Source organism: Pseudomonas sp. Ant30-3 (assembly GCF_000690905.1).
In the GTDB taxonomy this organism is placed as follows: Bacteria; Pseudomonadota; Gammaproteobacteria; order Pseudomonadales; family Pseudomonadaceae; genus Aquipseudomonas.
The window spans coordinates 13391-40066 of record NZ_JMCL01000025.1 but is presented as its reverse complement, the minus strand read 5'-3'; the positions used below and the strand labels follow the sequence as shown (position 1 = coordinate 40066).

The window sequence follows — 26676 nt, the reverse complement described above, 5'->3', positions numbered from 1 at the left end:
CGCCCAATGATTTGCGGAGCTGGTGATGGCCGAACGTATGGCGTCAGTCGAGCGCGACACTCTGGAAACCCAGATTAAAGCCTCGATCAACCTGGATGGCACCGGAAAGGCCCGATTTGATATCGGTGTTCCTTTTCTTGAGCACATGCTGGACCAGATCGCCCGTCACGGGCTGATCGACCTGGATATCGTCAGCAAGGGCGACCTGCATATCGACGACCACCACACCGTGGAAGACGTCGGTATCACCCTCGGTCAGGCATTCACCAAAGCCATCGGCGACAAGAAAGGCATCCGTCGCTACGGTCACGCCTACGTGCCGCTCGATGAAGCGCTGTCGCGCGTGGTGATCGATTTCTCCGGCCGTCCTGGCCTGCAGATGCATGTGCCCTACACCCGCGCCACCGTCGGCGGTTTCGACGTTGACCTGTTCCAGGAATTCTTCCAGGGCTTCGTCAACCACGCCAACGTCACGCTGCACATCGACAACCTGCGTGGGCACAACACTCACCACCAGATCGAAACCGTGTTCAAGGCATTCGGCCGCGCGCTGCGCATGGCCGTCGAGCTGGATGACCGCATGGCCGGCCAGATGCCGTCGACCAAAGGCGTTCTGTAATGCAGACGGTCGCGGTTATCGATTACGGCATGGGCAACCTGCACTCGGTGGCCAAGGCCCTCGAGCACGTCGGTGCCGGCAAGGTTCTGATCACCAGCGATGCCGATGTGATTCGCGAAGCCGACAGGGTTGTGTTTCCCGGTGTTGGCGCGATTCGCGATTGCATGGCGGAGATCCGTCGTCTGGGCTTCGATTCGCTGGTGCGTGAAGTCAGCCAGGACCGTCCGTTCCTCGGCATCTGCGTCGGCATGCAAGCCTTGCTCGACAGCAGTGAAGAGAACGACGGCGTCGACTGCATCGGCCTGTTTCCGGGTGCGGTGAAGTTTTTCGGCAAGGATTTGCATGAAGACGGCGAGCACCTGAAAGTCCCGCACATGGGCTGGAACGAAGTGAAGCAGACGGTGAGTCATCCGCTGTGGCACGACATTCCGGACCTGGCGCGTTTCTACTTCGTGCACAGCTACTACATCGCCGCCGGCAATGCGCAGCAGGTGGTGGGTGGCGGTCACTACGGTGTCGATTTCGCTGCTGCGCTGGCTGAAGGGTCGCGTTTTGCCGTGCAGTTCCACCCGGAGAAAAGCCATACCCATGGCCTGCAATTGCTGCAGAACTTCGCCGCGTGGGATGGGCGCTGGTAAATGGCCGTCAAAAAGAAGCCGCCGATCCTGACCCTCACTCCCGAACAGGAGAACGAGGCCAATCATAAGATCAAGCGCTTCATGGAGGATCGTTTCGACCTGGACCTCGGTTCGTTCGAAGCAGCCGAAATCCTTGAGCTGTTTACCCGTGAAATTGCTCCGCACTATTACAACAGGGCGATTTTCGATGTGCAGACGCATCTCAAAGAGAGGTTCGAGAGCATCGAAAGCGACTTGTGGGCGCTCGAGAAAAACTGATTTCCGAGCGAAGCTGAATACTCGAATTTGAAGGTTTGCCAGATGCTGATTATTCCCGCTATCGATCTCAAGGACGGTGCCTGTGTACGTCTGCGCCAGGGCCGCATGGAAGATTCCACAGTGTTCTCCGATGACCCGGTGAGCATGGCTGCCAAGTGGGTGGAGGGCGGTTGCCGTCGTCTGCATCTGGTCGACTTGAACGGCGCGTTCGAAGGCCAGCCGGTCAACGGCGAAGTGGTCACGGCCATCGCCAAGCGCTACCCGAACCTGCCGATCCAGATTGGTGGCGGTATCCGCTCGCTGGAAACCATCGAGCACTACGTCAAGGCTGGCGTGAGCTATGTGATCATCGGCACCAAAGCCGTGAAAGATCCGGCATTCGTCGCAGAAGCCTGCCGCGCGTTTCCGGGCAAGGTGATTGTCGGTCTGGATGCCAAGGACGGTTTTGTCGCCACTGACGGCTGGGCTGAAATCAGCACCGTTCAGGTCATCGACCTGGCCAAGCGATTTGAGGCCGACGGGGTTTCCGCGATCGTTTATACCGACATCGCCAAAGACGGCATGATGCAGGGCTGCAACGTTCCCTTCACCGCTGCGCTGGCTGCGGCGACGAAGATTCCGGTGATCGCCTCCGGTGGCATTCACAACCTTGGCGACATCAAGTCGCTGCTCGATGCAAAAGCCCCAGGCATCATTGGTGCAATCACCGGCCGGGCGATCTATGAAGGCACCCTCGACGTCGCTGAAGCGCAAGCTTTCTGCGATTCGTACAAAGGCTGAGGACTGACCATGGCGCTGGCCAAACGCATCATCCCTTGCCTGGACGTGGATAACGGCCGGGTCGTCAAAGGTGTGAAGTTCGAGAACATCCGCGATGCCGGTGACCCGGTGGAAATCGCCCGTCGCTACGACGAGCAGGGTGCCGACGAAATTACGTTTCTCGACATCACCGCCAGCGTCGACGGTCGCGATACCACGCTGCACACCGTTGAGCGCATGGCCAGCCAGGTGTTCATCCCGCTGACCGTGGGCGGCGGCGTGCGTACCGTGCAGGACATTCGCAATTTGCTGAATGCCGGTGCAGACAAGGTGTCGATCAACACTGCCGCAGTCTTCAATCCGGAATTCGTCGGCGAAGCGGCGCAGCATTTCGGCTCGCAATGCATCGTCGTCGCCATTGATGCGAAAAAGGTCTCCGGCCCCGGCGAAACCCCGCGCTGGGAAATCTTCACCCACGGCGGGCGCAAACCCACCGGCCTCGACGCTGTCGAGTGGGCGAAAAAAATGGAAGCCCTGGGCGCCGGCGAAATCCTGCTGACCAGCATGGATCAGGATGGCATGAAAAACGGCTTCGACCTGGGCGTCACCCGCGCCATCAGCGATGCGCTGGGCATTCCGGTGATTGCTTCGGGCGGGGTCGGCAATCTGCAGCACCTGGCCGACGGCATCATCGAAGGCCACGCCAGCGCGGTACTGGCGGCGAGTATTTTCCACTTTGGCGAATATACTGTGCAGGAAGCCAAAGTCTATATGGCCCATCGCGGCATCGTGATGCGCTAAACATTCCGTACAGGCCAGTGGACATCATGGCGGGCTCAAGGCACTCTTGGGTACGCCATGGATCTCGGTAGCCAGACATGCTCAAACGTCTCCTTCTCGCTCTCACCAGTACTGCTCTGTTGCTCATCAACGGAGTGCAGGCTGCAGAAAATCCAGACACCGATCTGGTGTTGCTGACCGAAAACTTCCCGCCTTACAACATGGCGAAAAACGGCAAGAACTTCGCTCAGGACGAGAACATCAACGGCATCGCTGTGGATATCGTTCGTGAGATGTTCAGACGCGCCGACATGACTTACAGCCTGACGCTGCGCTTCCCCTGGGAGCGAATCTACAAACTCGCCCTGGAGAAACCGGGTTACGGAGTGTTCGTGATGGCGCGCTTGCCGGACCGCGAAAAGTTGTTCAAATGGGTTGGTCCGATTGGTCCCGATGACTGGATCATGTTGGCCAGTGAAGACAGCAAGATCAGCCTGGAAACGCTGGATGACGCGCGCAAGTTCAAGGTCGGTGCGTACAAGGGTGACGCGATTGCCGAGACGCTGATCAAACAGGGGCTCAAACCTATCGTCGTGCTACGCGATCAGGACAATGCGAAAAAACTGGTGAACGGCCAGATTGATCTGTGGGCCACCGGGGATCCGGCCGGTCGCTATCTCGCGCGCCAGGACGGCGTGACCGGGCTCAAGACCGTGTTGCGTTTCAACAGCGCCGAGCTTTATCTCGCGCTGAACAAAGACGTGCCGGACGAGACCGTTGCCAAGCTGCAGACGGCCCTCGATCAGATGCGCAAGGACGGTGTGGTCGAGCAGATCATGGCGCGGTATCTCTGATACCGATGATCCAAATGTGGGAGCCAGCACCGATCGTTCCCATGCCCGACCATCGCGCGATTGCCGCGTACGCTGATCATCATTTTTGATACTGATCGTTCCCACGCTCTGCGTGGTAACGCCTCCCGTGACGCTCCGCGTCACAGTGGACGCGGAGCGTCCATGGCTGCATTCCCACGCGGAGCGTGGGAACGAGCTTGTCTAGCGGTACACCCCATCCTTCCCATGCCCGGCCATCGCCCGATTGCCGCGTACGCTGATCATCATTTTGATATCGATCCAGTCGATTCCCTGAGCCTTGAGCTTCGGCAGTTCTCGCTCAAGCACCGCCAGCGTCTGCGGATACGGATGCCCGATCATGACGGCCGAGCCTTGCTTGCGCGCCAGACTGATCGCCGTTTGCAACTGAGTAAAAATCGCCTCTTCCGTGCGCTCGTCATCCAGAAACACGTCCCGCGAAATGCTCGCCAAACCGATTTTCTGCGCCTCGGCTGCAGCGACCGTTTGCGCGCTGGTACGGCTGTCGACAAAGACTTTGTGGCGACGCTGCAAATCGGCCATTAGCCAGGCCATGGCCCCCGGTTGCGCGGTCATGCGGCTGCCCATGTGATTATTGATGCCGGCGGTGTACGGCACCACTTTGAGCGCCGCGTTCAAGCGCTTCTCGAGCTCTGCGACGGGCAGTTCCGGGTGCCAGGCGAAAGGGCCAGTGGCCGGGTCCATGGGCATGTGCAGAATGACGATTTTGCCGGCGCGATGAGCCTCGCGAGCAACTTCGGTAGCGTGCGGGGTGTCCGGCATGATCGCCGCCGTGACCGGGCCGGGCAGGGCCAGCACGCGACGATCCCGAGGCAGGTTCTGCCCCAGGTCGTCGATGATCAAACTCAGATAGGCTTTTTGAGGGGCGGGCGATGCATGCGCAACACCCGCCAGGCAGCACAGCAGACCGAGAACTAGCCGCAAGCGCATCTCAGCGGCCGGACGTGATGCTCAGCCCTTTGAGCAGGCTCAGGGCCTGGGCCAATTGGTAATCGTCGTCCTGCGGCATGACCTTGGGCTTGCCACCGGAACCAGTCGGTTTATCGGCGCCGCCGTTGCCATTGCCCAAGTGGCCTTGCAGATCGGCTTCCTTGAAGTATTCGCTGTCCTGCTCGGTGGTGATCTTGGCCTTGCGCACTTCGATGTCCGGGACGATGCCCTGCGCCTGAATCGAGCGACCGTTCGGCGTGTAATACAGCGCCGTGGTGATCTTCAATGCGCGTTCGTTGTTCAGTGGCAGCACGGTTTGTACCGAACCTTTACCGAAACTGGTCGTGCCCATGACCACTGCACGTTTCTGGTCTTGCAAAGCGCCGGCAACGATTTCCGAAGCCGAGGCGCTGCCACCGTTGATCAGCGCGACCATCGGCACCGCTTCGCTTTCGTCCTTGCCGGTGGCGGAGAAGCGCAGCTCGGAGTTGGCAATTCGGCCCTTGGTGTAAACGATCAGGCCCTTGGTGATGAAGTGGTCGACCACTTCCACCGCGGCTTGCAGCACGCCGCCCGGGTTGTTGCGCAGGTCGAGAATGATGCCGTTGAGTTTCTTGCCGTTGTCTTTGCGCAGTTTCGCCAGCGCCTTGGAAACTTCGTCGCCGGTCTTGACCTGGAACTGGGTGATACGAATGTAGCCGTAGCCGGATTCCAGCAACTGCGCCTTGACGCTTTTCACCTGGATGATCGCGCGGGCCAGGGTCACGTCGAACGGTGTGCCGCCGTCGCGCACCAGTGTCAGGGTGATTTTCTCGCCGATCTTGCCGCGCATCTTGTCCACGGCTTCGGTCATGCTCTGGCCGCGTGTTGGCTGGCCGTTGATCTTCACGATGAAATCGCCGGCCTGAATGCCAGCCTTGGACGCCGGGGTGTCATCGATCGGCGAAACCACCTTGATGAAGCCGTCTTCGGCGCCGACCTCGATACCGAGGCCGCCGAATTCGCCGCTGGTGCTTTCCTGCAGCTCGGCGAAATCTTCCGGCCCGAGGTAAGCGGAGTGCGGATCAAGGTTGCTGAGCATGCCTTTGATCGCATTCTCCAGCAGTGTTTTGTCGTCGACAGGTTCGACATACGCCGCCTTGATCCGGTCCATGACCTCGGCAAAAGTGCGCAACTCTTCCAGCGGCAACGGCGCTTTGGTGGTTGCAGCAGTGCCCGCAGGCGCGACCGCCGGAGCCGGTTGGGCAGCGAACGCCAGAGGCGCGCCGATCACCAGGGCGATCGTCAGGGCCAGCGAGGTAAGGCGGGACAAGTGCAGCATGTCGAACGAACTCCTGAATTAGGTAACGTGCTTATCCTTGCGCACGACACCATTGCGCCGGATCACTCGGGTGACCCTGCTGACGAATAGCGAAATACAGCGCTGGCGTGTCCTGGCCGCCACTGCTACCCACAGTGGAGATGGACTCGCCGGCTTTAACCACGTCACCCGCAGACTTGAGCAGCGTCTGGTTGTGACCGTAAAGACTCAAAAAACCATTGCCGTGGTCGAGAATCACCAGCAGCCCGGCACCGCGCAACCAGTCGGCAAACACCACGCGACCGCCGTGCACCGCGTGAACCTGGCTGCCCGCGGAGGCGCTGATCATCACCCCGTCCCATTTGGTGCGGGTATCGTCGCCACGGGATTCACCGAAACGCGCAAGCAATCGACCATCAACCGGCCACGGAAGTTTGCCCCGGCTTGAAGCAAATGGGCCACCGAAGGTTTCGCCGGAGCTGGAAACCAGCGCTCCGGAGGTAGATTTGACGGGTTTACGTGGGGCGTCAGTGGCATCAGCATCTGCTGTAGCCTGGGCCTCACGTAAACGCTTTTTTTCGGCTTCCTGCTGGGCGATCAGCGCTTTTTGCCGCGCCTCTTCTGCCTCACGAGCCTGACGCGCCAGGGTCTCTTCGATGGTTTTGAGGACTTTAGACAGGTCTGCCTGGTCCTGCTCGCGGGCAGCCAGCTTCTGGTCGCGGGCTTTTACGTCGACATTGAGTTTGGCCAGCACCTGCTGGCGTTCCTTGCGGACCTTGTCGAGTTCTTCTCGCTGGCTGTCGAGGCTGCTTTTCTGCACCAGCAGCTGCGCCTGTTGCAGGGCGATGTCTTGTTCGACATTGGCCAGCTGGCGCAGGGTTTCGTTGAAATTCTTCAGCTGCTCCAGGCGGGCCTGGCTCAGGTAGTCGTAGTAGGTGAGGGTGCGGGCGAATTTTTCCGGGTTTTGCTGGTTGAGCAACAACTTCAGATATTCCTGACGGCCGTTCTGATAGGCCGCGCGGGCCTGAATGGCGATCAGTCGCTGCTGTTCAATGCGCGCGCTCTGGAGTTTTTTTTTCTCGGTATCGAGTCGGTTCAGCTCGGATTCGCTTTTCTTCAGCTCTTTCTGCAGGGCTTCGACCTGCTTCTCGAGCTTGCCCATCTCGGTTTCGGTGCCCTTGAGGTCCTTTTGCACACCGGATTTTTCTTCCTGCAGCTTGCCCAGCAGTTTTTTCAGCTCGGCAATGTCCTGACGCGTGGCGTCCAACTGTTGCTGGGTTTGCGCGCGCTCGTCGGCGAAGGCCGGTTGGAGCAGGCAGGTAAGGGCAAAGGCAATCAGGACGCGGAGCATAGAGGCGGGCGACACCAGGGAAAGGGACGGCCTAGTATGCCCGCCAAGCGCTGCAAAAAAAACGCCCAATTGGGGCTGTGTGATAACTGGAGCAGAGTTGCATTCGAAAACGCCCTGAAACCATTGTGGGAGTGAGCCTGCTCGCGATGGCATCAGTCCATTCGACAAGGATGTTGAATGTCAGATTGCTATCGCGAGCAGGCTCACTCCCACAGGGTTTTGCGGTGCTTTAAGAGCTGGTTACACCAGTATCGAAGTCCCGGTCATTTCCGCCGGTTTCTCCAGGCCCAGCAGCTTCAGCATGGTCGGCGCCACATCCGCCAGGACGCCACCCTCACGCACTTTGAGGTCACGCTTGCCGACATAAATGAACGGCACCGGCTCGGTGGTGTGCGCCGTGTGGGCCTGACCGGTGGATTCGTCGGACATTTGCTCGACGTTGCCGTGGTCTGCGGTGATCAGCGCCTCGCCACCAACCTTGTCCAGCGCCTCGACAATGCGGCCAACGCACAGGTCCAGGCATTCCACCGCTTTGACGGCAGCGTCAAACACGCCGCTGTGACCGACCATGTCGCCGTTGGCGTAATTGACCACGATCACGTCATAACGCTGGTTTTCAATGGCATCGACGATGCGGTCGGTGACTTCCGGCGCGCTCATTTCCGGCTGCAGGTCGTAGGTGGCGACTTTCGGCGACGGGATCAGGATGCGCTCTTCGCCGGGGAACGGTTCTTCGCGGCCGCCGGAGAAGAAGAAGGTCACGTGCGCGTATTTTTCGGTCTCGGCGATGCGCAACTGCGTCTTGCCGTTCTGCGCCAGGTAATCGCCCAGCACGTTGTCCAGGCTGCCGGCGGCGAAGGCCGAAGGCGCGGGAATGCTGGCGGCGTATTGGGTCAACATGACGAAGCCAGCCAGTTTAGGCTGACGCGCGCGCTCGAATTCCTTGAAATCGTCTTCCACAAACACGCGGGTCAGTTCGCGGGCGCGGTCGGCGCGGAAGTTCATGAACACCACCGCGTCGCCATCTTCGACTTTTACCGGTTCACCGATGGAGGTGGCTTTGACAAACTCGTCGCTCTCGCCCCGGGCGTAGGCGGCTTCGAGGCCCTCCTGCGCGGTGGCGGCATTGAATTGGCCGCTGCCGTCGACGATCAGGTTGTATGCCTGGGACACGCGGTCCCAGCGATTGTCGCGGTCCATGGCGAAATAGCGGCCGATGATGCTGGCGATCCGGCCTTTGCCCAGCGCCTGGAAGGCTGCGTCGAGCAATTCGATGGACGATTGCGCGCTTTTCGGCGGCGTGTCGCGGCCGTCGAGAAAAGCATGCAGGTAGATTTTTTCAGCGCCACGCTTGTAGGCCAGTTCGGCCATGGCGACCAGGTGATCCTGATGGCTGTGAACACCACCGTCGGACAACAGGCCCATGAAGTGCACCGCTTTACCGGCGGCAACGGCTTTATCGACGGCAGCCACGATCGTCGGGTTTTCGAAAAACTCGCCGTCGCGGATCGATTTGGTCACCCGCGTTAAGTCCTGATACACAACGCGGCCAGCACCGAGGTTCATATGGCCCACTTCGGAATTGCCCATCTGCCCGTCCGGCAGACCGACGTCCATTCCACTCCCCGAGATCAAGCCGTTCGGCAAGGTGGCACAGAGGCGGTCCAGCACGGGCTTCTTCGCGGCTAGGACAGCGTTGGATTCCGGGCTCTCACTGTGACCGAAGCCGTCGAGAATAATCAGGACCAAAGGTTTAGGCGTGGTAGTCATGGATTCCACTCGTGGCTGAATTAAAAGAGGCGATGGAAAAAGTGAGTCGCAGTTTAAAGCTAAGTTCCGACGCCGTCACCGCCGGACGGGGTTTGGCCCACCATAGTGGCTGTGTATACTGGCCGACATTTTAACGCCCTGGAACCTCCTTCGATGGTTGCTAACCTGATTCAATTCGCCACTAATCATTATCTTCTCGTCGGTATCTTCGTCGTACTGCTGGCGTTGTTGATCGCTTACCAGATGCAGGGCGGCGGTCGGAGCCTGAGCACCGGTGAACTGACCGGGCTGGTCAACAAGGATGCCGGCGTGGTGATCGACATTCGTCCGGTCAAGGATTTCGCCGCTGGTCACATTGTCGGCGCGTTGAACATTCCGCACGACAAACTGACAGCTCGCGTTGGCGAACTGGAAAAGCACAAGTCCAAAACCATTATTCTGGTCGACGCCATGGGCCAGACCGCTGGTACCCACGCTCGCGAACTGATGAAGTCCGGCTTCACCGCCGCCAAGCTGTCCGGCGGAATTTCCAGCTGGAAAGGCGACAACCTGCCGTTGGTGAAGTGACATGAGCAACGTCATCGTCTACTCCAGCGATTACTGCCCCTACTGCTCGCGAGCCAAGTACCTGCTCGAGAACAAAGGCGTGGCTTTCGAAGAGATCAAGGTCGATGGCAAGCCGCAGGTGCGTGCCGCCATGGCTCAGAAAGCGGGGCGCACCTCCGTGCCGCAGATCTGGATCGGTGAGCGCCACATCGGCGGCTGTGATGATTTGTTTGCCCTTGAGCGCGCCGGCAAGCTCGACGCGCTGCTCAAGGCCTGAACGCCTTCCCTATAAGACCCCAAGATCAGAAAGGATCTGAGATGACTGACCAACAGAACACTGCAGCCAGCGAAGAAGAAACCGCACCGCAATTTTCCTTGCAGCGCATCTACGTTCGTGACTTGTCCTTCGAAGCCCCGAAAAGCCCGGCGATCTTTCGCCAGCAATGGGAGCCGAGTGTCGGTCTGGATCTGAACACCCGTCAAAAGGCTTTGGAAGGTGACTTCCACGAAGTCGTGCTGACCTTGTCGGTTACCGTGAAGAACGGTGAAGAAGTGGCCTTCATCGCTGAAGTGCAACAGGCCGGAATCTTCCTGATCAAGAACCTCGACGACGCTTCGATGAGCCACACCCTCGGCGCGTTCTGCCCGAACATCCTGTTCCCGTACGCTCGCGAGACCCTGGACAGCCTGGTCACTCGCGGTTCGTTCCCGGCACTGATGCTGGCCCCGGTGAACTTCGACGCGCTGTACGCGCAAGAACTGCAACGCATGCAGGCTGAGGGCGAGACGCCGACTGTTCAATAAGCGGTTGATGCCATCATGAAAAAAGCGCCTCGAAGGCGCTTTTTTCGTGGCATTAATTCTGTAGCAGCTGCCGAAGGCTGCGTCCGGCCGCGAAGCGGTCGTTGCTTCCAGGTCGCCGCGACCCTTCGGGTCGAACGCAGCCTGCGGCAGCTGCTACAGGGACGTGGGTTACTTGAATCCCAGCTGGCGCCAGCCTTCGTAGACGGCGACGGCCACAGTGTTCGACAGGTTCAGGCTGCGGCAGCCTTCACGCATCGGCAGGCGCAAACGTTGTTCGGCGGGCAAGGCATCCAGCATCTCCGCGGGCAGGCCGCGGCTTTCCGGGCCGAACAGGAACGCATCACCCTCGGCGAAGCTGGCATCGTGAAACGGCCTCGAGCCCTTGGTGGTGAAAGCGAACAGGCGTGGATGACCGAGGCTTTCCAGGCAACTGGCGAGGTCCGCGTGACGTCGCAGGGTGGCATACTCGTGGTAGTCGAGACCGGCCCGGCGCAGACGTTTGTCGTCCATCTCGAAACCCAGCGGCTCGATCAAATGCAGGTGGCAGCCGCTGTTGGCGCACAGCCTGATAACGTTGCCGGTATTCGGCGGAATTTCTGGTTGGAAAAGGATGACGTGAAACATGCACGGCTCCGAAGATAAAGATGAGCGGCATTCTACGCCGCCTGCGGTTGATCGATCGAAACTATTGCCACGGGTAATGGGATCTTTAGTGATCGTCGGCGTTATGGTGGGGCTGATGATCGGTCGCCTGACCACGCCCGACCCCACTGAACTGCAGCAAGTCGAAGTGACCAACGATGGCCTGGTGGTCTGGTTCAACAATGAACCCAAGTCCCATGGCGAGTTTGTCGATGGCAGCCTGGCGCTACTATTCGAGGCTACCGGCAAGGCGCAGAAAGGCCAGCTCAAGCTCAACGACAAGAACGTGAACTGGCGAGTACGTTTGAGTGATGGGGGGTTATTGCTGTCGGTGGTTGCGGCCCGGCCGCTGCAGGGCGAGTGGTCCGGCAGTGAGGTCGATGACCGTTGGCGGTTGGAGATCCATCTCCGGGAGCAATAAAAGAGGGAATCCCCGGCCTGCCTGTACCAAGGTTCCCGAAAGGGGCGGGCTCGCGCATTGCGTCGTGAGCCCGGTGTAAAGAAGGAACCCCTGACCTGCCTGTATCAAGGGCCCCAAAACGGCAGGACTCGTCGCCTTGTGCGGTGTGAGTCCGATGTAAAGAGGGGAATCCCCGGCCTGCCTGTACCAAGGTCCCCGAAACCGGGTAGTGAACTGAATCACTGATTGGACTATTGCAGGCGGCGTGCCAGGTTTTAACAATTTGAAACACGAAGCCCCGTTAAAACGTCGAAAGCTCCGTAATACGGGGCTTTCGTGTTTTTTCGGTAGGGGTTCGATTGCGAATTCAGGCAAGATTTTCAACCGGTGGCCGTGCGCGATTGCGGGTCACGGTGCGTTCAGTCGGTGCACAGAGCCCGAAATGTGGGAGCGAGCCTGCTCGCGAAAGCGGCGGTTCAGTGCGCATCAATGTTGAATCGTCCGGCCCCTTCGCGAGCAGGCTCGCTCCCACAGGTTTTTTTGATATTCACTCGACGGTGAAAATACGTAAATCCATTGTAGGAGTGAGCCTGCTCGCGATCAGATCTAGCTGTCAGCGAATATCTGCAGGCTGCTTAACCCTCTTCCCCTTCATCCTCATCCGCGCCATCAACCTTCATGCCCAATTCCTTGATCTTGCGCGTCAGGGTATTACGCCCCCAACCCAACAAAACCGCGGCATCACGACGGCGCCCGGCGGTGTGCTTCAGCGCCGTCTCGATCATGATCCGCTCGAACGTCGGCACCGCGCTGTCGAGCAGGCTCGACTGGCCACGCGCCAGTGCCTGATCGGCCCACTGACGCAACGCTTGCTCCCAGTTGGTCACAGGTGCCGAGTCTTGCGGCAGGTTCAGCAGTTCCGGCGGCAGGTCGCTGATGTGCACTTCGCGGCCTGAAGCCATCACCGTGATCCAGCGGCAGGTGTTCTCCAGCTGACGCACGTTGCCGCCCCACGGCAGGTTCTTCAGGTATTCCTCGGTCTCGCTTTTCAGCAGTTTCGGCTCGACGGCCAATTCTTGCGCTGCGCGGCTGAGGAAATGCCTGGCGAGGGTCGGAATGTCTTCACGACGGTCCGACAGCCGTGGAATGTGAATACGAATGACGTTGAGACGATGGAACAAGTCCTCACGGAATTTACCGGCCTGTACCAGGGTTTCCAGATTCTGGTGTGTCGCGGCGATGATGCGCACATCGACCTTGACCGGCACATGACCGCCGACGCGGTAAAACTCGCCATCGGCCAATACGCGCAGCAAACGAGTCTGCGTATCCGCCGGCATGTCGCCGATTTCATCCAGAAACAGCGTGCCGCCGTCAGCCTGTTCGAAACGACCGCGACGCAGGTTGGCCGCGCCGGTGAACGCGCCTTTTTCGTGGCCGAACAGCTCGGATTCCATCAAATCTTTCGGAATCGCCGCCATGTTCAAGGCGATAAACGGTGAAGCTGCACGCGGGCTGTGACGGTGCAGGGCGTGGGCCACCAGTTCTTTGCCGGTGCCGGATTCGCCGTTGATCAGCACGGTGATGTTGGAATGACTCAAGCGGCCGATTGCGCGAAACACTTCCTGCATCGCCGGCGCTTCACCGATGATTTCCGGCGTACGGGTCAAGGCGACGGGTACTTCCAGGCCTTGTTGCTCCTGAGCGTGCTGATTGGCCCGTTTGACCAGGGACACAGCTTCATCAACGTCGAACGGCTTGGGCAGGTATTCAAATGCACCACCCTGATAGGACGCGACAGCGCTGTCCAGATCCGAGTGCGCCGTCATGATGATTACCGGCAGACGTGGGTGTTGCTCGCGAATCCGCGCCAACAGGTCCAGGCCGCTGGCGCCGGGCATGCGAATGTCGGAAATGATCACGTCCGGCTGCTGGCGGGCCAGGCGGCTCATCACACCATCGGCGCTATCGAAGCTTTGCGTGGTCATGCCTTCCTGTTGCAAGGCTTTTTCCAGGACCCAACGAATTGATCGGTCGTCATCGACGATCCACACGGTTTCACTACGGCTCATGTCGATGTGGCTCCTTGTTCCAGTGGCAGAAAGATCGAGAACGTGGTGTGGCCTGGGTGGCTCTCACACTCGATCAGGCCCTGGTGCTGGCTGATGATGTTCTGGGTAATGGCCAGGCCTAGCCCGGTACCGTCCGGACGGCCGCTGACCATTGGGAAGAAAATGGTTTCCTGCAGTTCGGCAGGAATGCCAGGACCGTTGTCGATGATTTCGATCTTGGTCACCAGGCGATGGCGCACGTGGCCGATGGTGAACTGGCGCATGGCGCGGGTGCGCAGCGTGATGCGGCCCAGGCGCAATTCGTTCTGGCTGCTGATGGCCTGCATCGCGTTGCGGACGATGTTCAATACGGCCTGAATCATTTGTTCACGATCGATCAATACGTCAGGGATGCTCGGGTCGTAGTCGCGCGCCAAGGTGATGCAACCCTGGCTTTCGGCCTCGACCAGGTGCGAAACCCGTTCCAGCACCTCGTGAACGTTGCACATGGCCAGTGATGGCAATTTGTTCGAGCCGAGCATGCGGTCGACCAGATTCCTCAGGCGATCGGCTTCCTCGATGATCACGTTGGTGTAATCGCGCAGGCTTTCCTCAGGCAGTTCGCGAGCCAGCAGCTGCGCCGCGCCGCGAATCCCGCCCAGCGGGTTTTTGATCTCATGAGCGAGTCCGCGAACCAGCATCTTGCTGGTTTCCTGCTTCGACAGCTGTGCTTCTTCCTTGGTAATCCGCAAAAGGCGATCGCGGGGGTGCACTTCCAGCAGCAGCAGGGTGGCGCCGTTAGAGAGGATTGGCGTTACCGCGTAATCGACCGTCAATGTCTGACCGGTCAGGGCAGTGAGCATCGCTTCGCGTTTGGTAAACGGGTGCGCCTGTTCGACGGCCTGACGCAGTGAGTTGAGCGCCTCGGGCGATTCAGTGAACAGTTCGCTGATGAATTGACCATGACTTCGCTGGCCGCTGATGGCCAAAAGCATTTCCGCCGCCGGGTTCATGTATTCCAGACGCAGCTCGGCATCGAGCAGAATGGTGGCGGTGGTCAGGTTATCGAGCAGCAATCGATGCAGTGCGTCGCTTATGGTCATCAGGACCTCTTTTGGAGCAGGGCATGCGCGGGAACAACGCGCCGATGCAGTGAAAATGCAAAAACCAAACCAAGGCTCCGAAAAGAAGCGTTTAACCCCTGAAACCGGCGTTTAACGCTCGTTTGCGTGGCGTTCTGCCAGCTCTGACGGGTACTTTCGAACCAAAATGGGTTGCGATAAGGTTGTTGGGCAGCGTATCGCACCAACATAGTGCGCAAACTCTCGTGACGTTAAAAGAATCGCAGAAAGGGATTTTTTTCTTCTTTGGGTTTGTTCTTGAGCGGACATTCCGGTCTGTGGCCGTAATCGGCGAGGGCGCAGGGTTTGACTTGGCGTTTCTGTGCGAGGGAAATACGCAGCATGTGGAAGGGTTGATTGGCGGTGCGCTCGACGGTGCGTCCCTGCTCGTCGACGATTTCGACCGACAGGTTATGCGTGCCACGATCGATATCGGTCAGCGCAAACACCGGGCTGGGGCCAGGTTCGCCGGTGGGTTGGCCGTCGAGTAGCAAACGGTACCGATGGCCGCGTTGCAGGCCGGGTTCGCTGGTGGCAGTGACGATCACTTCGCCGGCAGTGCTGCGGACGGTGGCGTCGGGTTCGGGAATCAACAACCGCAGCATGTTGTAGTGGAGCAGTGGCTTGGCCTTCGGTGTTTTTTCTACCGCCGCCGGCGCAGCGCCGGTCGGGTTGGCGGACATGCGATTACTCGGCGCCAGCGGTACACGTTTGGCGTTGCCCGAACCGGGCTGGTCGGTGAAACCCCGATTACCCTGGGCATCGATATACGTGAAAACCTCTGCCGAAACCGGGAGCGAACTCAGGCAAGCGATCAGGAGCCACCACCTCACGGCGTATGCACCCGCTGAACGGTGAAGGTGACGGATGGGCTTTGTTGAACCACCTCTTCGCCGCTGATGACTTGCACCGCGAGGCTGTGGGTGCCGCGATCAATGTTGACCAGTTGCAGGATTGGCACGTTGCTCGGCTGACCATAGGGCTGGTCGTCCAGCAACAGCCTGAACAGATGAGAGCCTTGCAGGCGCGGCTTGATCAGTACGTTCACGGTAAACGTGCCGTTGTTGGCGCGCAGGGCTTCGGTGGTTGGCAGGTTGGTCAGCTCAAGCACTTCGTACGCGCTTTGTAATTTCTCGCTGCTGTCGGCTTCGGGGGGGGGCGCAGGTGCTGTCGTCGGTGGCGACTCAATGCTGTTGGTTGGCGGCAGCTCGACTGCTTCGGCCTTGACACCATCGGGTGGCTGATTGCTGTAGGCGGTATTGCCGGCGGCGTCGGTGTACTTGTAGATCTGCGCTGCGGCGGGCAGGGCGATCAGCAGCAGGATGAATAGAAAACCACGACCCATAACATCGACCCGATCTCAAAGCGTTGGCTTGCAGCATAGGCCACGGGTGGCGGTAGACCCAAGCGGTTAACATTTGGGCATGATTGACCCACTCGTCCAAACACCACCCAACCCCTGTAGGAGCTGGCTTGCCAGCGATGGCGTCCGTGCGAACGCTATCGCCAGCAAGCCGGCTCCTACAGGGCGGGAGCTCAGCGCTTGCCGGATTGCGCCCATAAAAAAGACCTCCCGAAGGAGGCCTCTTTTGTCACGCCGCTTGCGCAGGTGCTACCGGATCAGCAGCTGTAGTACAGCTCATATTCCAGTGGGTGTACGAAGGTGCGAACCTTGATTTCTTCTTCGCTTTTCAGCGCGATGTAAGCGTCGATGAAATCGTCGGAGAACACGCCGCCTTTGGTCAGGAATGCACGACCCTTGTCCAGCTCTTCCAGGGCTTCTTTCAGGCTGCCGCAAACTTGTGGGATCTCTTTCGCCTCTTCAGGCGGCAGGTCGTACAGGTTTTTGTCGGCAGCGTCGCCTGGGTGGATCTTGTTCTGGATGCCGTCCAGGCCAGCCATCAGCAGTGCAGCGAAGCCCAGGTACGGGTTGGCTGCCGGATCCGGGAAGCGTGCTTCGATACGGCGAGCTTTAGGGCTGGACACGTATGGAATACGGATCGAGGCGGAACGGTTGCGAGCCGAGTAGGCCAGCATGACCGGTGCTTCGAAACCTGGGACCAGACGCTTGTAGGAGTTGGTCGACGGGTTGGTGAAGCCGTTCAGGGCCTTACCGTGCTTGATGATGCCGCCGATGAAGTACAGAGCGGTGTCGGACAGGCCGGCATAACCTTCGCCAGCGAAAGTGTTCTTGCCATCTTTGGCGATGGACAAGTGGACGTGCATGCCCGAACCGTTGTCGCCGTACAGAGGCTTGGGCATGAAGGTCGCGGTGCGGCCGTATGCATCAGCAACGTTGTGTACGCAGTACTTCAGGGTCTGAACTTCGTCAGCCTTGGCAACCAGGGTGTTGAACTTCACGCCGATTTCGTTCTGGCCGGCAGTCGCCACTTCGTGGTGGTGAACTTCGATGACCAGGCCCATCTCTTCCATGGCGTTGCACATGGAGGTACGGATTTCGTGGTCGTGGTCGAACGGCGGAACCGGGAAGTAGCCGCCTTTGACGCCGGGACGGTGGCCACGGTTGCCGCCTTCCACGTCCTGGTCGGACATCCACGAACCTTGTTCGGAGAAGATTTTGAACATCGAGCCCGAGATGTCGGACTTGAATTTCACTTCGTCGAAAATGAAAAATTCTGGCTCTGGGCCTACGAATACGGTGTCGCCGATACCGGTCGACTTCAGGTATTCCTCGGCACGCTTGGCGATCGCACGTGGGTCGCGGTCGTAGCCTTGCATGGTCGACGGCTCGATCACGTCGCAGACCAGAATCAGGGTCGGCTCTTCGGTGAACGGGTCGAGCACGGCGGTGGTGTCGTCCGGCATCAGGATCATGTCGGAGGCTTCGATGCCTTTCCAGCCAGCGATGGAGGAACCGTCGAACATCTTGCCTTCTTCGAAGAAAGCGTCATCCAGCGCGTCGCGAGCCGGCATGGTCACGTGATGCTGAGTGCCTTTAGTGTCCGTGAAGCGCAGATCAATCCACTTGACGTCATGATCTTTGATGAGTTGAACCGACTTCGACATAGTGTCCTCCGGGTGGCTTCGGGCTTTAGTAGTGGATGGCCCTGATAATGTTTGTGATGCCGGCGCGAATACTCTGCCAAGGCAACCTGCCTCACAAGGGAGCAAATTGCATGCCAGTGCCCCAGCATGGGTTTTTTGCCCCAATATCACGCTTATTAAGGCCATTTATGCGACGAGGCTAAATTAATCGCCCTGTAATGTCGCGCTTTAATCTGTGAATGACCCGTTTTGGTGCGCCAAAAACCTTCTGCACATTAACTGGTTAAACCTTGAGCAATTTCCGCTATAATCCGCGCCCCCCTTTTTCGGCTGGCCCAGCGCGCGCTGTTTTCATGAAACTAATCGTAAAAGTCTTCCCCGAGATCACCATCAAAAGCCGCCCGGTACGGATGCGTTTCATCCGCCAATTGGCCAAAAACATCCGCACCGTGCTCCGTGACCTGGACCCGGCGGTGGTGGTGAACGGTGTGTGGGACAATCTCGAGCTTGAAACCCGCGTGGCCGAGCCCAAAGTACTGAAGGAGATGACCGAGCGCCTGAGCTGCATGCCGGGTATCGCGCATTTCCTGCAGGTCGACGAATATCCGCTGGGTGACTTCGACGACATCGTGGCCAAGTGCAAACTGCACTTTGGTGAGGCGCTGGCCGGGAAGATCTTTTCGGTGCGCTGCAAGCGTGCCGGCAAGCATGAATTCACTTCGATGGACGTCGAGAAATATGTCGGTAGCCAGCTGCGTCGTCAGTGCGGTGCTGCCGGAATCTCGCTGAAAGAGCCGGAAATCGAAGTCCGTATCGAAATTCGCGACAAACGGTTGTTCGTGATCCACAACCAGCACAACAGCATCGGCGGTTACCCGCTCGGTGCTCTGGAACAGACCCTTGTGCTGATGTCCGGCGGGTTCGATTCCACCGTTGCCGCCTACCAGATCATGCGCCGTGGCCTGATGAGCCATTTCTGCTTCTTCAACCTGGGCGGCCGGGCCCATGAACTGGGCGTTATGGAAGTCGCGCACTTCATCTGGAAGAAGTACGGCAGCTCCCAACGCGTGTTATTTGTCAGTGTGCCGTTCGAGGAAGTCCTGGGAGAAATTCTCGGGAAAGTCGATAACAGTCATATGGGTGTAGTTTTGAAGCGTATGATGTTGCGCGCTGCTTCCCGTATTGCCGATCGGCTGGAAATCGAAGCGCTGGTCACCGGTGAAGCGATTTCCCAGGTGTCGAGCCAGACATTGCCGAACCTGTCCGTGATCGACTGCGTGACCGACAAGCTGGTCTTGCGTCCGCTGATCGCCAGTCACAAGCAGGACATCATCGACCTGGCTAACGAAATCGGGACTGCCGATTTCGCCAAGCACATGCCGGAATACTGTGGGGTCATCTCGGTTAACCCCAAGACCCACGCCAAGCGTCCGCGCGTGGAGCATGAAGAGAAAGAATTCGACATGGCAGTCCTTGAGCGTGCGCTCGAGAATGCCAAGCTGGTGCCGATCGATCGCGTGATCGACGAATTGGGCCAGGACTTGCAGATTGAAGAAGTCAGCGAAGCACTGGCGGGCCAGATCATCATCGACATCCGTCATCAGGATGCCGTTGAAGACGAGCCGCTGGAACTCGCTGGCGTTGAGGTACAAGCGATGCCGTTTTATGCATTGAACGCTCGTTTCAAGGAACTGGACCCTACTCGCCAGTACCTGCTGTATTGCGACAAAGGCGTGATGAGTCGCCTGCATGCCCACCATTTGCTCAGTGAGGGGCATGCCAATGTGCGCGTTTATCGACCGAGCTAAGAGCCCGGGGCTGTTTGCCTGTGGCCTGCGTCACCGGCCCCCCGACTCTGCCGTAAAGCTGTAACGGCAAGGCCTGACTCTACTGTTAATCGCTGCCAAGACTTGTCAGCACACCGAATCCTCTGATCGAGATACACAAGTGATCGAAAATCTACGCAACATCGCCATCATTGCTCACGTTGACCATGGTAAAACCACCCTGGTAGACAAACTCTTGCGTCAATCCGGCACCCTGGAGCGCAACGAGCTCAACGACGAGCGCGTGATGGACTCCAACGACCAGGAGAAAGAGCGCGGTATTACCATTCTGGCGAAAAACACCGCCATCAACTGGAACGGCTTCCACATCAACATCGTGGACACCCCGGGCCACGCCGACTTCGGCGGCGAAGTTGAACGCGTAATGTCGATGGTTGACTCCGTTCTGCTGCTGGTTGACGCTCAAGACGGCCCTATGCCGCAAACCCGTTTCGTGACCAAGAAGGCTTTCGAAGCCGGCCTGCGTCCAATCGTGGTGATCAACAAGGTTGACCGTCCAGGCGCGCGTCCGGACTGGGTTCTGGACCAGATCTTCGACCTGTTCGACAACCTCGGTGCCACCGAAGAACAGCTGGACTTCAAAGTCGTCTACGCCTCGGCCCTGAACGGCATTGCCGGTCTGGAACACACCGACATGGCTGAAGACATGACCCCGCTGTACCAGTCGATCGTCGACAACGTACCTGCGCCGCAAGTTGACCGTGACGGTCCGTTCCAGATGCAAATCTCGGCTCTGGACTACAACAGCTTCCTGGGTGTTATCGGCGTTGGCCGTATCGCTCGTGGTCGCATCAAGCCGAACACTCCGGTTGTCGCTATCGACGCCGACGGCAAGAAGCGTACCGGTCGTATCCTCAAGCTGATGGGCCACCACGGTCTGCACCGCATCGACGTTGACGAAGCAGCTGCCGGCGACATCGTCTGCATCAGCGGTTTCGATCAGCTGTTCATCTCGGACACCCTGTGCGACCCGTTGAACGTTGAAGCGATGAAGCCGCTGACCGTTGACGAGCCGACTGTTTCCATGACCTTCCAGGTAAACGACTCGCCTTTCTGCGGTAAAGAAGGCAAGTTCGTGACTTCCCGTAACATCAAGGAACGTCTGGACAAGGAACTGCTCTACAACGTTGCTCTGCGCGTTGAAGAGGGCGACAGCGCCGACAAGTTCAAAGTCTCCGGCCGTGGTGAGCTGCACCTCTCGGTACTGATCGAAACCATGCGTCGCGAAGGCTTCGAAATGGGTGTTGGTCGTCCGGAAGTGATCATCCGTATGGTTGATGGCGTCAAGCACGAACCGTACGAAAACGTGACCATCGACCTGCCGGAAGAATCGCAAGGTTCGATCATGGAGCAGATCGGTATCCGTAAGGGCGACCTGACCAACATGGTTCCGGATGGCAAGGGCCGTGTGCGCCTTGAGTACAACATCCCGGCTCGTGGCTTGATCGGTTTCCGTAACGAGTTCCTGACCCTGACCTCCGGTGCAGGCATCCTGACCTCGATCTTCGACCGTTACGACGTAATGAAGTCCGGCGACATGTCCGGCCGTCAGAACGGCGTGCTGGTTTCGGTTGCTACCGGTAAGGCTCTGACTTACTCGCTGGAAACCCTGCAAGCTCGCGGCAAACTGTTCCTGGGTCACGGCGAAGACGTGTACGAAGGTCAAATCGTCGGCATCAACAGCCGCGACAACGACCTGGGCGTTAACCCTACCAAAGGCAAGAAGCTCGACAACATGCGTGCTTCGGGTAAAGACGAAACCATCGCTCTGGTTCCGCCTATCCGTTTCACCCTGGAGCAGGCTCTGGAATTCGTTCAAGAAGACGAATTGTGCGAAGTCACTCCTAAGTCCATCCGTCTTCGCAAGAAGATCCTGGGCGAAAGCGAGCGTACCCGCGCAGCCAAGAAAAGCGGCAACTGAGTTTCGACTTAGTTAGCGCTTGAAAAAACGCCCCCGATCGCGAGATCGGGGGCGTTTTTGTTTGTCAGGGATTTTTACGGTGTTTGTGTCGGCCTCATCGCGAGCAGGCTCGCTCCCACAGGGCTCGGCGGTGAGCACCGATTTTGTGAACGCCACCGGCCACTGTGGGAGCGAGCCTGCTCGCGATGAGGCCCGGGCAGGCGGCGAAATGTTGGATCAGAACTTCTCGAGTGTCCGGCGGCTGGCACTGGTCTCGCGCGCCACTTCCTTCGGCTTGTACGCGCAATACCCCGGCCGCGGGCCGATCTTTGGATGATTGCGGCAGGTATCGGGGCGCTTTTCATAAATAGTGCACAAACGGCTTTTACGATCCAGGTACAGGCAATCGTTATTGCTCATGCGCTGTAGCGTGAAGATTTCCGATTTCTGGTTGTAGCGCTCGACGATCCCTTCCTTCTGCAAACGCTTGGCGATGTTTTTCGCCGGTTCGCCGCGCTCGAATTCATCGACGATGCCGATGCGGATCAGATCCTTGATCTTGACCTCGACGGGCAGCGTGCAGCAGCTGGATACGCAGGAGCCGCACATAGGCGCAGAGTACTTGGCCCAGGTATCGAGGCGATCAATCTCGGCGGCAGCGATCAGGTTGGACTTCATCATCGGTTGTTACCAGCGTGTGCATCAGGGCGCGCGATCATACCGGGACTGGTGGATTTTTGAACAACCTTTCGCCAGATTTTTTCCCGGGTCATGCGAAACGCCCGGTCTTTCGGCACGGCCCCTGCATTGAATCAGGCACCTGCCAATGTAATGGCGACAGATTTCGCACTATCAGGGAAAACTGCCGAACAAGAGCCCCGGCAACCTGTCAGAGCGTCTAGGCTCAGAAACTTCACGCTCGCTCGAGGTCCTATCGATGACTCAAGAACCACTAGTTCGCGAAGCAGAGGTGGCCGCATTTCGCGACGCCGTCTTGACCAAACTCACCTACGCGGTGGGCAAAGACCCGGATCACGCCTTCGACCACGACTGGTTCGAAGCCATTGCGCTCGCCGCGCGCGATCACATGGTCGAGCACTGGATGGACCACACCCGGCAGATCTACCGCAAAGGTCAGAAACGGGTTTATTACCTCTCTCTTGAATTCCTCATCGGCCGGTTGCTCTACGACAGCCTGAGCAACCTCGGCCTGCTCGACGTCGCCCGCGAAGCCATGACCGAGCTCGGCGTCGACATCGAGCGCATCCGCTTGCTCGAACCCGATGCTGCTCTGGGCAACGGCGGTCTCGGCCGTCTGGCCGCGTGCTTCATGGAAAGCATGTCGACCCTCGGCATCGCCGGTCACGGTTATGGCATTCGTTACGAACACGGTTTGTTCCGCCAGGCCATCGTCGATGGCTGGCAGCAGGAGCAGACCGAACACTGGCTGGATTTCGGCAACCCGTGGGAGTTCGAACGACCAGAAGTGGTGTATCCGATCGGGTTCGGCGGCAGCGTCGAAACGGTCACCGACGAATCGGGCAAAACCAAACAAGTCTGGACCCCGGCGGAGACCGTGCGCGCCATTGCGTACGACACGCCAGTGGTCGGCTGGCGCGGAGCCAGCGTCAATACCTTGCGGCTGTGGCGCGCCCGTGCCGTGGAAGACTTGCACCTTGAGCGCTTCAACGCCGGCGACCACTTGGGCGCCGTGGCGGAAGTTGCCCGGGCCGAAAGTATCTCCCGCGTGCTTTACCCGGCGGACAGCACCGAGGCCGGCCAGGAACTGCGCCTGCGTCAGGAATATTTCTTTGTTGCAGCGTCGTTGCAAGACTTGCTGCGACGCCATCGCAACATGCACACCTCCGTGCTGACCTTGGGTGACCACGCGGCCATCCAGCTCAACGACACTCACCCTTCGATTGCAGTGGCCGAGCTCATGCGGCAGTTGGTCGACGTCTATGACGTGGCGTGGGATGCGGCATGGCAGGTTACGGTGGACACGCTGTCGTACACCAACCACACGCTGTTGCCCGAAGCGCTGGAAACCTGGCCGGTCGGGCTGATGGAACGCATGCTGCCGCGGCACATGCAGATCATCTACCTGATCAACGCGCAACACATCGACTCGCTGCGCGCCAAAGGCGTTCACGATTTTGATGTGCTGCGCGCCGTATCGTTGATCGAAGAAGACAACGGCCGCCGCGTGCGTATGGGTAACCTGGCGTTCCTCGGTTCGCACAGCGTCAACGGCGTATCGGGGCTGCACACGCAGCTGATGCGCAAAACCGTGTTCTCCGAGCTGCACAAGCTCTACCCGGAGCGAATCAACAACAAGACCAACGGCATCACCTTCCGCCGCTGGCTGTATCAGGCCAACTCGGAATTGACCTCGATGCTGGTCGATGCGCTTGGGCCGGATCTGCTAGATAACCCGGAAGAGCGTTTGCTCGATCTCGAACCGTTCGCCGAGCAACCGGCGTTCCGCAAAGCCTTCGCCGAGCAGCGTCTGCACAGCAAAAAAGCCCTGGCCTACATCATTCACGAGCGGCTCGGCGTGGCGGTCAACCCGGCGGCGATGTTCGACGTGCAGGTCAAACGGATTCACGAATACAAGCGCCAGTTGCTTAACCTGCTGCACACCGTCGCGCTGTATCAGGCGATTCGTGCCGAGCCGGAAATCGACTGGGTGCCGCGCGTGAAGATTTTCGCCGGCAAGGCCGCTGCCAGTTATCACCAGGCCAAGCTGATCATCAAACTGACCAACGACATTGCCCGGGTGGTCAATAACGACCCGACCGTGCGCGGCTTGCTCAAAGTGGTGTTCCTGCCCAACTACAACGTCAGCCTCGCGGAAAGCATTATTTCGGCGGCGGATTTGTCGGAGCAGATTTCCACCGCAGGTTTCGAGGCGTCCGGCACCAGCAACATGAAGTTCGGCCTCAACGGCGCGTTGACCATCGGCACGCTGGACGGCGCGAACGTGGAAATGTGCGAGCGAATCGGCGCCGAGCATATGTTCATTTTCGGCCTGAGCGCGCAGCAGGTAGAAGCACGCAAGCAGAACCACGAGTTCAATGCGACGCCGGACATTGCTGCTTCGCATCGCCTCAATGATGTGCTGCAAGCGATCCGCGGCGGGGTGTTCTCGCCGGATGATCCGTCGCGTTATGCCGGCTTCATCGATTCGTTGATCGACTACGACCGCTTCCTGGTGTGTGCCGATTTCGATTCCTACTGGGATGCGCAGATGCGCGTCGAAGCGCATTGGCATGATTCGCAGCAATGGTGGCGTTCGGCAGTGTTGAACACCTCACGTATGGGCTGGTTCTCCTCGGATCGGACCATTCGCGAGTACGCCACGGAGATCTGGAAAGCGTTGGAGTAACTTCCTCAACAAATGTGATCAATGCCCAACGGTTGTGGGATCGGATCGATATATTGAGCGCCCGCTTAACCCTTGTGGGAGCGGGCTTGCTCGCGAATGCGCACTGACATTCACTATAAAATGTTGAATGTGATGCCCCTTTTCGCCAGCAAGCTCGCTCCCACATTGGGTTTGTGGGATCCGCCCGGCAGTGGGCTGCTTAGGGATATCTGTGACCCTTCATTTCACCCTCGACGAAATTCCTGCCGCTTCCCCGGAATTGATCTGGGAGTTGCCTGCCATTGGGGCGTCGTTGGGCGCGGCAGCGGTAGATGAAGCGGCGATGGTCGCATCGGCATCAACGGCAACCTCGACATCTCAGGCTGAGCCCGACTGGAAGAAGTTCGGCTTGTGGGCAGTGCTGTTGCTCAGCGTCGTATTCCTGGCTGCGATGGCATTCAGCTTGCTGCGTAAATCCTTTGAGAAATCCTGAGGAGACTGTCTTTCAATCGAAGAAAAATTCGAAAATGCCGTGAATCTCAACGCTCATCCAATCCGTTTCCAACTACGCTGAACCCGACACATGAACTCTCTTGGGCGGATCACGTCTGATAGGAGCAAATGCACCGCGACTCGCGCTAAACTGCGCGGGTTTTTAGCCCCCCATTCCACCGGAGCCTTCCATGTCCCGCGTTACCCTGAGTCGCTATTTGATTGAGCAGACCCGTAGCAACAACACGCCTGCCGATCTGCGTTTCCTGATCGAAGTGGTGGCGCGCGCCTGTAAAGAAATCAGCCACGCCGTGTCCAAAGGCGCCCTGGGTGGTGTTCTGGGCAGCATGGGCACCGAAAACGTTCAAGGCGAAGTGCAGAAGAAACTCGACGTGATTTCCAACGAGATTCTGCTTGAAGCCAACGAATGGGGCGGTCACCTGGCTGGCATGGCGTCCGAAGAGATGGACAACGCCTACCAGATCCCGGGCAAATACCCAAAAGGCGCCTACCTGCTGGTATTCGACCCACTGGACGGTTCGTCGAACATCGACATCAACGCTCCGGTCGGCACCATTTTCTCGGTACTGCGTTGCCCGAGCGAATACCTCAGCCAGAACGAAGCCCTGAATGAAAAGGCCTTCCTGCAGCCAGGCACCGAGCAAGTAGCGGCCGGTTATGCCATTTACGGCCCGCAGACCATGCTGGTGCTGACCCTGGGCGACGGCGTCAAAGGCTTCACCCTGGACCGTGAAATGGGCAGTTTCGTGCTCACTCACGAAGACATCACCATTCCTGAGTCCACCCAGGAATTCGCCATCAACTCGTCCAACCAGCGTCACTGGGAAGCACCGGTGCAGCGTTATGTCAGCGAATTGCTGGCAGGTGAGGAAGGCCCGCTGAAGAAGAACTACAACATGCGCTGGGTCGCCGCGATGGTTGCCGACGTGCACCGCATCCTGACCCGTGGCGGTCTGTTCATGTACCCACGTGACAGCCGCGAGCCGTCGAAGCCGGGCAAACTGCGCTTGATGTACGAAGCCAACCCGATGTCGTTCCTGGTTGAGCAAGCGGGCGGTGCGTCCACCGACGGCCATCAGCGCATCCTCGACATTCAGCCTGAAGGCCTGCACCAGCGCGTAGCGGTGTACCTCGGTTCGAAAGAAGAAGTTGCACGTGTCACGGCTTACCACAAGGAATAA

Annotated in this window: 26 protein-coding genes; 15 read left to right on the top strand and 11 right to left on the bottom strand. The window is 58.8% G+C overall.

Annotation, left to right across the window (positions count from 1 at the left end; all coding sequences use genetic code 11):
* Positions 1-25 precede the first annotated feature (25 nt).
* The 6 genes from hisB to DU29_RS0106185 all read left to right on the top strand — a co-directional run bounded on the left by hisB (position 26) and on the right by DU29_RS0106185 (position 3908).
* Entirely contained in the window at positions 26-619 is a 594-nt protein-coding gene (gene hisB, locus DU29_RS0106210) for an imidazoleglycerol-phosphate dehydratase HisB (protein ID WP_007939452.1), read from the top strand.
* Positions 619-1257, top strand: coding sequence for an imidazole glycerol phosphate synthase subunit HisH (hisH, locus tag DU29_RS0106205; protein WP_028620953.1), 639 nt, complete (start codon positions 619-621; stop codon positions 1255-1257). Before hisB ends, hisH begins: the two co-directional genes overlap by 1 nt.
* The gene (locus tag DU29_RS0106200; RefSeq protein WP_028620952.1) at positions 1258-1515 is read left to right on the top strand and encodes a DUF2164 domain-containing protein; all 258 of its coding nucleotides are present in this window, start codon (positions 1258-1260) and stop codon (positions 1513-1515) included.
* Positions 1516-1557: 42 nt separating this feature from the next.
* Positions 1558-2295 (top strand): 1-(5-phosphoribosyl)-5-[(5-phosphoribosylamino)methylideneamino]imidazole-4-carboxamide isomerase, encoded by a 738-nt coding sequence (gene hisA / locus DU29_RS0106195; RefSeq protein WP_028620951.1) that lies wholly within the window; start codon positions 1558-1560, stop codon positions 2293-2295.
* A 9-nt stretch (positions 2296-2304) separates the two neighbouring features.
* Positions 2305-3075, top strand: a complete 771-nt coding sequence (gene hisF / locus DU29_RS0106190) for an imidazole glycerol phosphate synthase subunit HisF (RefSeq protein ID WP_028620950.1) — start codon at positions 2305-2307, stop codon at positions 3073-3075.
* A 77-nt stretch (positions 3076-3152) separates the two neighbouring features.
* On the top strand, positions 3153-3908 hold the full coding sequence (locus DU29_RS0106185; protein ID WP_028620949.1) for a substrate-binding periplasmic protein: 756 nt from the start codon (positions 3153-3155) through the stop codon (positions 3906-3908).
* Between the two features lie 201 nt (positions 3909-4109).
* On the opposite strand, the gene DU29_RS0106180 is transcribed toward DU29_RS0106185, so the two are convergent.
* The 4 genes from DU29_RS0106180 to gpmI form a co-directional block, all read right to left on the bottom strand.
* The gene (locus DU29_RS0106180; RefSeq protein ID WP_028620948.1) at positions 4110-4877 is read right to left on the bottom strand and encodes a divergent polysaccharide deacetylase family protein; all 768 of its coding nucleotides are present in this window, start codon (positions 4875-4877) and stop codon (positions 4110-4112) included.
* Position 4878: 1 nt separating this feature from the next.
* Complete coding sequence (locus DU29_RS0106175; protein ID WP_028620947.1) at positions 4879-6198, bottom strand: S41 family peptidase; 1320 nt, start codon at positions 6196-6198, stop codon at positions 4879-4881.
* A gap of 31 nt (positions 6199-6229) precedes the next feature.
* Entirely contained in the window at positions 6230-7528 is a 1299-nt protein-coding gene (locus DU29_RS0106170) for a murein hydrolase activator EnvC family protein (protein WP_028620946.1), read from the bottom strand.
* 240 nt (positions 7529-7768) lie between these two features.
* On the bottom strand, positions 7769-9298 hold the full coding sequence (gpmI, locus tag DU29_RS0106165; protein ID WP_028620945.1) for a 2,3-bisphosphoglycerate-independent phosphoglycerate mutase: 1530 nt from the start codon (positions 9296-9298) through the stop codon (positions 7769-7771).
* A gap of 153 nt (positions 9299-9451) precedes the next feature.
* Between gpmI and DU29_RS0106160 the strand changes: the two genes are divergently transcribed.
* The 3 genes from DU29_RS0106160 to secB are packed head-to-tail and all read left to right on the top strand — an operon-like array spanning position 9452 to position 10648.
* Positions 9452-9865: a rhodanese-like domain-containing protein gene (locus tag DU29_RS0106160; RefSeq protein ID WP_028620944.1), complete on the top strand. Its 414-nt coding sequence runs from the start codon at positions 9452-9454 to the stop codon at positions 9863-9865.
* 1 nt (position 9866) lies between these two features.
* Positions 9867-10121 (top strand): glutaredoxin 3, encoded by a 255-nt coding sequence (grxC, locus tag DU29_RS0106155; RefSeq protein WP_028620943.1) that lies wholly within the window; start codon positions 9867-9869, stop codon positions 10119-10121.
* A 41-nt stretch (positions 10122-10162) separates the two neighbouring features.
* Complete coding sequence (secB, locus tag DU29_RS0106150) at positions 10163-10648, top strand: protein-export chaperone SecB (RefSeq protein ID WP_028620942.1); 486 nt, start codon at positions 10163-10165, stop codon at positions 10646-10648.
* Between the two features lie 168 nt (positions 10649-10816).
* On the opposite strand, the gene trmL is transcribed toward secB, so the two are convergent.
* Positions 10817-11272, bottom strand: a complete 456-nt coding sequence (trmL, locus tag DU29_RS0106145; RefSeq protein ID WP_028620941.1) for a tRNA (uridine(34)/cytosine(34)/5-carboxymethylaminomethyluridine(34)-2'-O)-methyltransferase TrmL — start codon at positions 11270-11272, stop codon at positions 10817-10819.
* On the opposite strand from trmL, the gene DU29_RS0106140 reads away from it, so the two are divergent.
* Positions 11271-11711: a hypothetical protein gene (locus DU29_RS0106140; protein ID WP_081832443.1), complete on the top strand. Its 441-nt coding sequence runs from the start codon at positions 11271-11273 to the stop codon at positions 11709-11711. The two genes, trmL and DU29_RS0106140, sit on opposite strands and share 2 nt — an antisense overlap.
* A 614-nt stretch (positions 11712-12325) precedes the next feature.
* Here DU29_RS0106140 and ntrC read toward each other — a convergent pair.
* From ntrC to glnA, 5 genes are all read right to left on the bottom strand, one after another.
* The gene (gene ntrC, locus DU29_RS0106135) at positions 12326-13762 is read right to left on the bottom strand and encodes a nitrogen regulation protein NR(I) (RefSeq protein WP_028620939.1); all 1437 of its coding nucleotides are present in this window, start codon (positions 13760-13762) and stop codon (positions 12326-12328) included.
* On the bottom strand, positions 13759-14844 hold the full coding sequence (gene glnL, locus DU29_RS0106130; protein ID WP_028620938.1) for a nitrogen regulation protein NR(II): 1086 nt from the start codon (positions 14842-14844) through the stop codon (positions 13759-13761). Before glnL ends, ntrC begins: the two co-directional genes overlap by 4 nt.
* 230 nt (positions 14845-15074) lie before the next feature.
* On the bottom strand, positions 15075-15695 hold the full coding sequence (locus DU29_RS0106125) for a DUF4124 domain-containing protein (protein WP_028620937.1): 621 nt from the start codon (positions 15693-15695) through the stop codon (positions 15075-15077).
* A complete protein-coding gene (locus DU29_RS0106120; RefSeq protein ID WP_028620936.1) occupies positions 15692-16207 on the bottom strand; it encodes a DUF4124 domain-containing protein in 516 nt (171 codons plus the stop codon). Before DU29_RS0106120 ends, DU29_RS0106125 begins: the two co-directional genes overlap by 4 nt.
* Before the next feature lie 275 nt (positions 16208-16482).
* Positions 16483-17889, bottom strand: a complete 1407-nt coding sequence (gene glnA, locus DU29_RS0106115; RefSeq protein ID WP_028620935.1) for a glutamate--ammonia ligase — start codon at positions 17887-17889, stop codon at positions 16483-16485.
* 332 nt (positions 17890-18221) lie between these two features.
* Between glnA and thiI the strand changes: the two genes are divergently transcribed.
* Positions 18222-19676 carry a tRNA uracil 4-sulfurtransferase ThiI gene (thiI, locus tag DU29_RS0106110; RefSeq protein WP_028620934.1) on the top strand — a complete coding sequence of 485 codons (1455 nt, stop codon included), beginning with the start codon at positions 18222-18224 and terminating at the stop codon, positions 19674-19676.
* A gap of 139 nt (positions 19677-19815) precedes the next feature.
* Positions 19816-21636, top strand: a complete 1821-nt coding sequence (typA, locus tag DU29_RS0106105) for a translational GTPase TypA (protein WP_028620933.1) — start codon at positions 19816-19818, stop codon at positions 21634-21636.
* Between the two features lie 216 nt (positions 21637-21852).
* Here the strand turns inward: typA and DU29_RS0106100 are convergent, their stop codons facing one another.
* Complete coding sequence (locus DU29_RS0106100; protein WP_028620932.1) at positions 21853-22293, bottom strand: YkgJ family cysteine cluster protein; 441 nt, start codon at positions 22291-22293, stop codon at positions 21853-21855.
* 259 nt (positions 22294-22552) lie between these two features.
* Between DU29_RS0106100 and DU29_RS0106095 the strand changes: the two genes are divergently transcribed.
* The 3 genes from DU29_RS0106095 to DU29_RS0106085 all read left to right on the top strand — a co-directional run bounded on the left by DU29_RS0106095 (position 22553) and on the right by DU29_RS0106085 (position 26676).
* Positions 22553-25003: a glycogen/starch/alpha-glucan phosphorylase gene (locus DU29_RS0106095; RefSeq protein WP_028620931.1), complete on the top strand. Its 2451-nt coding sequence runs from the start codon at positions 22553-22555 to the stop codon at positions 25001-25003.
* A gap of 211 nt (positions 25004-25214) precedes the next feature.
* Positions 25215-25475 (top strand): DUF3999 family protein, encoded by a 261-nt coding sequence (locus DU29_RS1000000132170; RefSeq protein ID WP_028620930.1) that lies wholly within the window; start codon positions 25215-25217, stop codon positions 25473-25475.
* A gap of 190 nt (positions 25476-25665) precedes the next feature.
* Positions 25666-26676, top strand: a complete 1011-nt coding sequence (locus tag DU29_RS0106085) for a class 1 fructose-bisphosphatase (protein WP_028620929.1) — start codon at positions 25666-25668, stop codon at positions 26674-26676.

Excerpts from the sequence above, each read along its gene's own strand:
- glnA (WP_028620935.1), bottom strand. The coding sequence starts at position 17,889 with ATGTCGAAGTCGGTTCAACTCATCAAAGATCATGACGTCAAGTGGATT.
- DU29_RS0106175 (WP_028620947.1), bottom strand. The coding sequence starts at position 6,198 with ATGCTGCACTTGTCCCGCCTTACCTCGCTGGCCCTGACGATCGCCCTG.
- gpmI (WP_028620945.1), bottom strand. The coding sequence starts at position 9,298 with ATGACTACCACGCCTAAACCTTTGGTCCTGATTATTCTCGACGGCTTC.
- hisB (WP_007939452.1), top strand. The coding sequence starts at position 26 with ATGGCCGAACGTATGGCGTCAGTCGAGCGCGACACTCTGGAAACCCAG.
- DU29_RS0106085 (WP_028620929.1), top strand. The coding sequence starts at position 25,666 with ATGTCCCGCGTTACCCTGAGTCGCTATTTGATTGAGCAGACCCGTAGC.
- secB (WP_028620942.1), top strand. The coding sequence starts at position 10,163 with ATGACTGACCAACAGAACACTGCAGCCAGCGAAGAAGAAACCGCACCG.
- thiI (WP_028620934.1), top strand. The coding sequence starts at position 18,222 with ATGAAACTAATCGTAAAAGTCTTCCCCGAGATCACCATCAAAAGCCGC.
- DU29_RS0106160 (WP_028620944.1), top strand. The coding sequence starts at position 9,452 with ATGGTTGCTAACCTGATTCAATTCGCCACTAATCATTATCTTCTCGTC.
- grxC (WP_028620943.1), top strand. The coding sequence starts at position 9,867 with ATGAGCAACGTCATCGTCTACTCCAGCGATTACTGCCCCTACTGCTCG.
- DU29_RS0106180 (WP_028620948.1), bottom strand. The coding sequence starts at position 4,877 with ATGCGCTTGCGGCTAGTTCTCGGTCTGCTGTGCTGCCTGGCGGGTGTT.
- ntrC (WP_028620939.1), bottom strand. The coding sequence starts at position 13,762 with ATGAGCCGTAGTGAAACCGTGTGGATCGTCGATGACGACCGATCAATT.
- glnL (WP_028620938.1), bottom strand. The coding sequence starts at position 14,844 with ATGACCATAAGCGACGCACTGCATCGATTGCTGCTCGATAACCTGACC.
- DU29_RS0106170 (WP_028620946.1), bottom strand. The coding sequence starts at position 7,528 with ATGCTCCGCGTCCTGATTGCCTTTGCCCTTACCTGCCTGCTCCAACCG.
- DU29_RS0106120 (WP_028620936.1), bottom strand. The coding sequence starts at position 16,207 with ATGGGTCGTGGTTTTCTATTCATCCTGCTGCTGATCGCCCTGCCCGCC.
- trmL (WP_028620941.1), bottom strand. The coding sequence starts at position 11,272 with ATGTTTCACGTCATCCTTTTCCAACCAGAAATTCCGCCGAATACCGGC.
- DU29_RS0106095 (WP_028620931.1), top strand. The coding sequence starts at position 22,553 with ATGACTCAAGAACCACTAGTTCGCGAAGCAGAGGTGGCCGCATTTCGC.
- hisA (WP_028620951.1), top strand. The coding sequence starts at position 1,558 with ATGCTGATTATTCCCGCTATCGATCTCAAGGACGGTGCCTGTGTACGT.
- DU29_RS0106140 (WP_081832443.1), top strand. The coding sequence starts at position 11,271 with ATGCACGGCTCCGAAGATAAAGATGAGCGGCATTCTACGCCGCCTGCG.
- hisH (WP_028620953.1), top strand. The coding sequence starts at position 619 with ATGCAGACGGTCGCGGTTATCGATTACGGCATGGGCAACCTGCACTCG.
- DU29_RS0106100 (WP_028620932.1), bottom strand. The coding sequence starts at position 22,293 with ATGAAGTCCAACCTGATCGCTGCCGCCGAGATTGATCGCCTCGATACC.
- hisF (WP_028620950.1), top strand. The coding sequence starts at position 2,305 with ATGGCGCTGGCCAAACGCATCATCCCTTGCCTGGACGTGGATAACGGC.
- DU29_RS0106200 (WP_028620952.1), top strand. The coding sequence starts at position 1,258 with ATGGCCGTCAAAAAGAAGCCGCCGATCCTGACCCTCACTCCCGAACAG.
- DU29_RS0106185 (WP_028620949.1), top strand. The coding sequence starts at position 3,153 with ATGCTCAAACGTCTCCTTCTCGCTCTCACCAGTACTGCTCTGTTGCTC.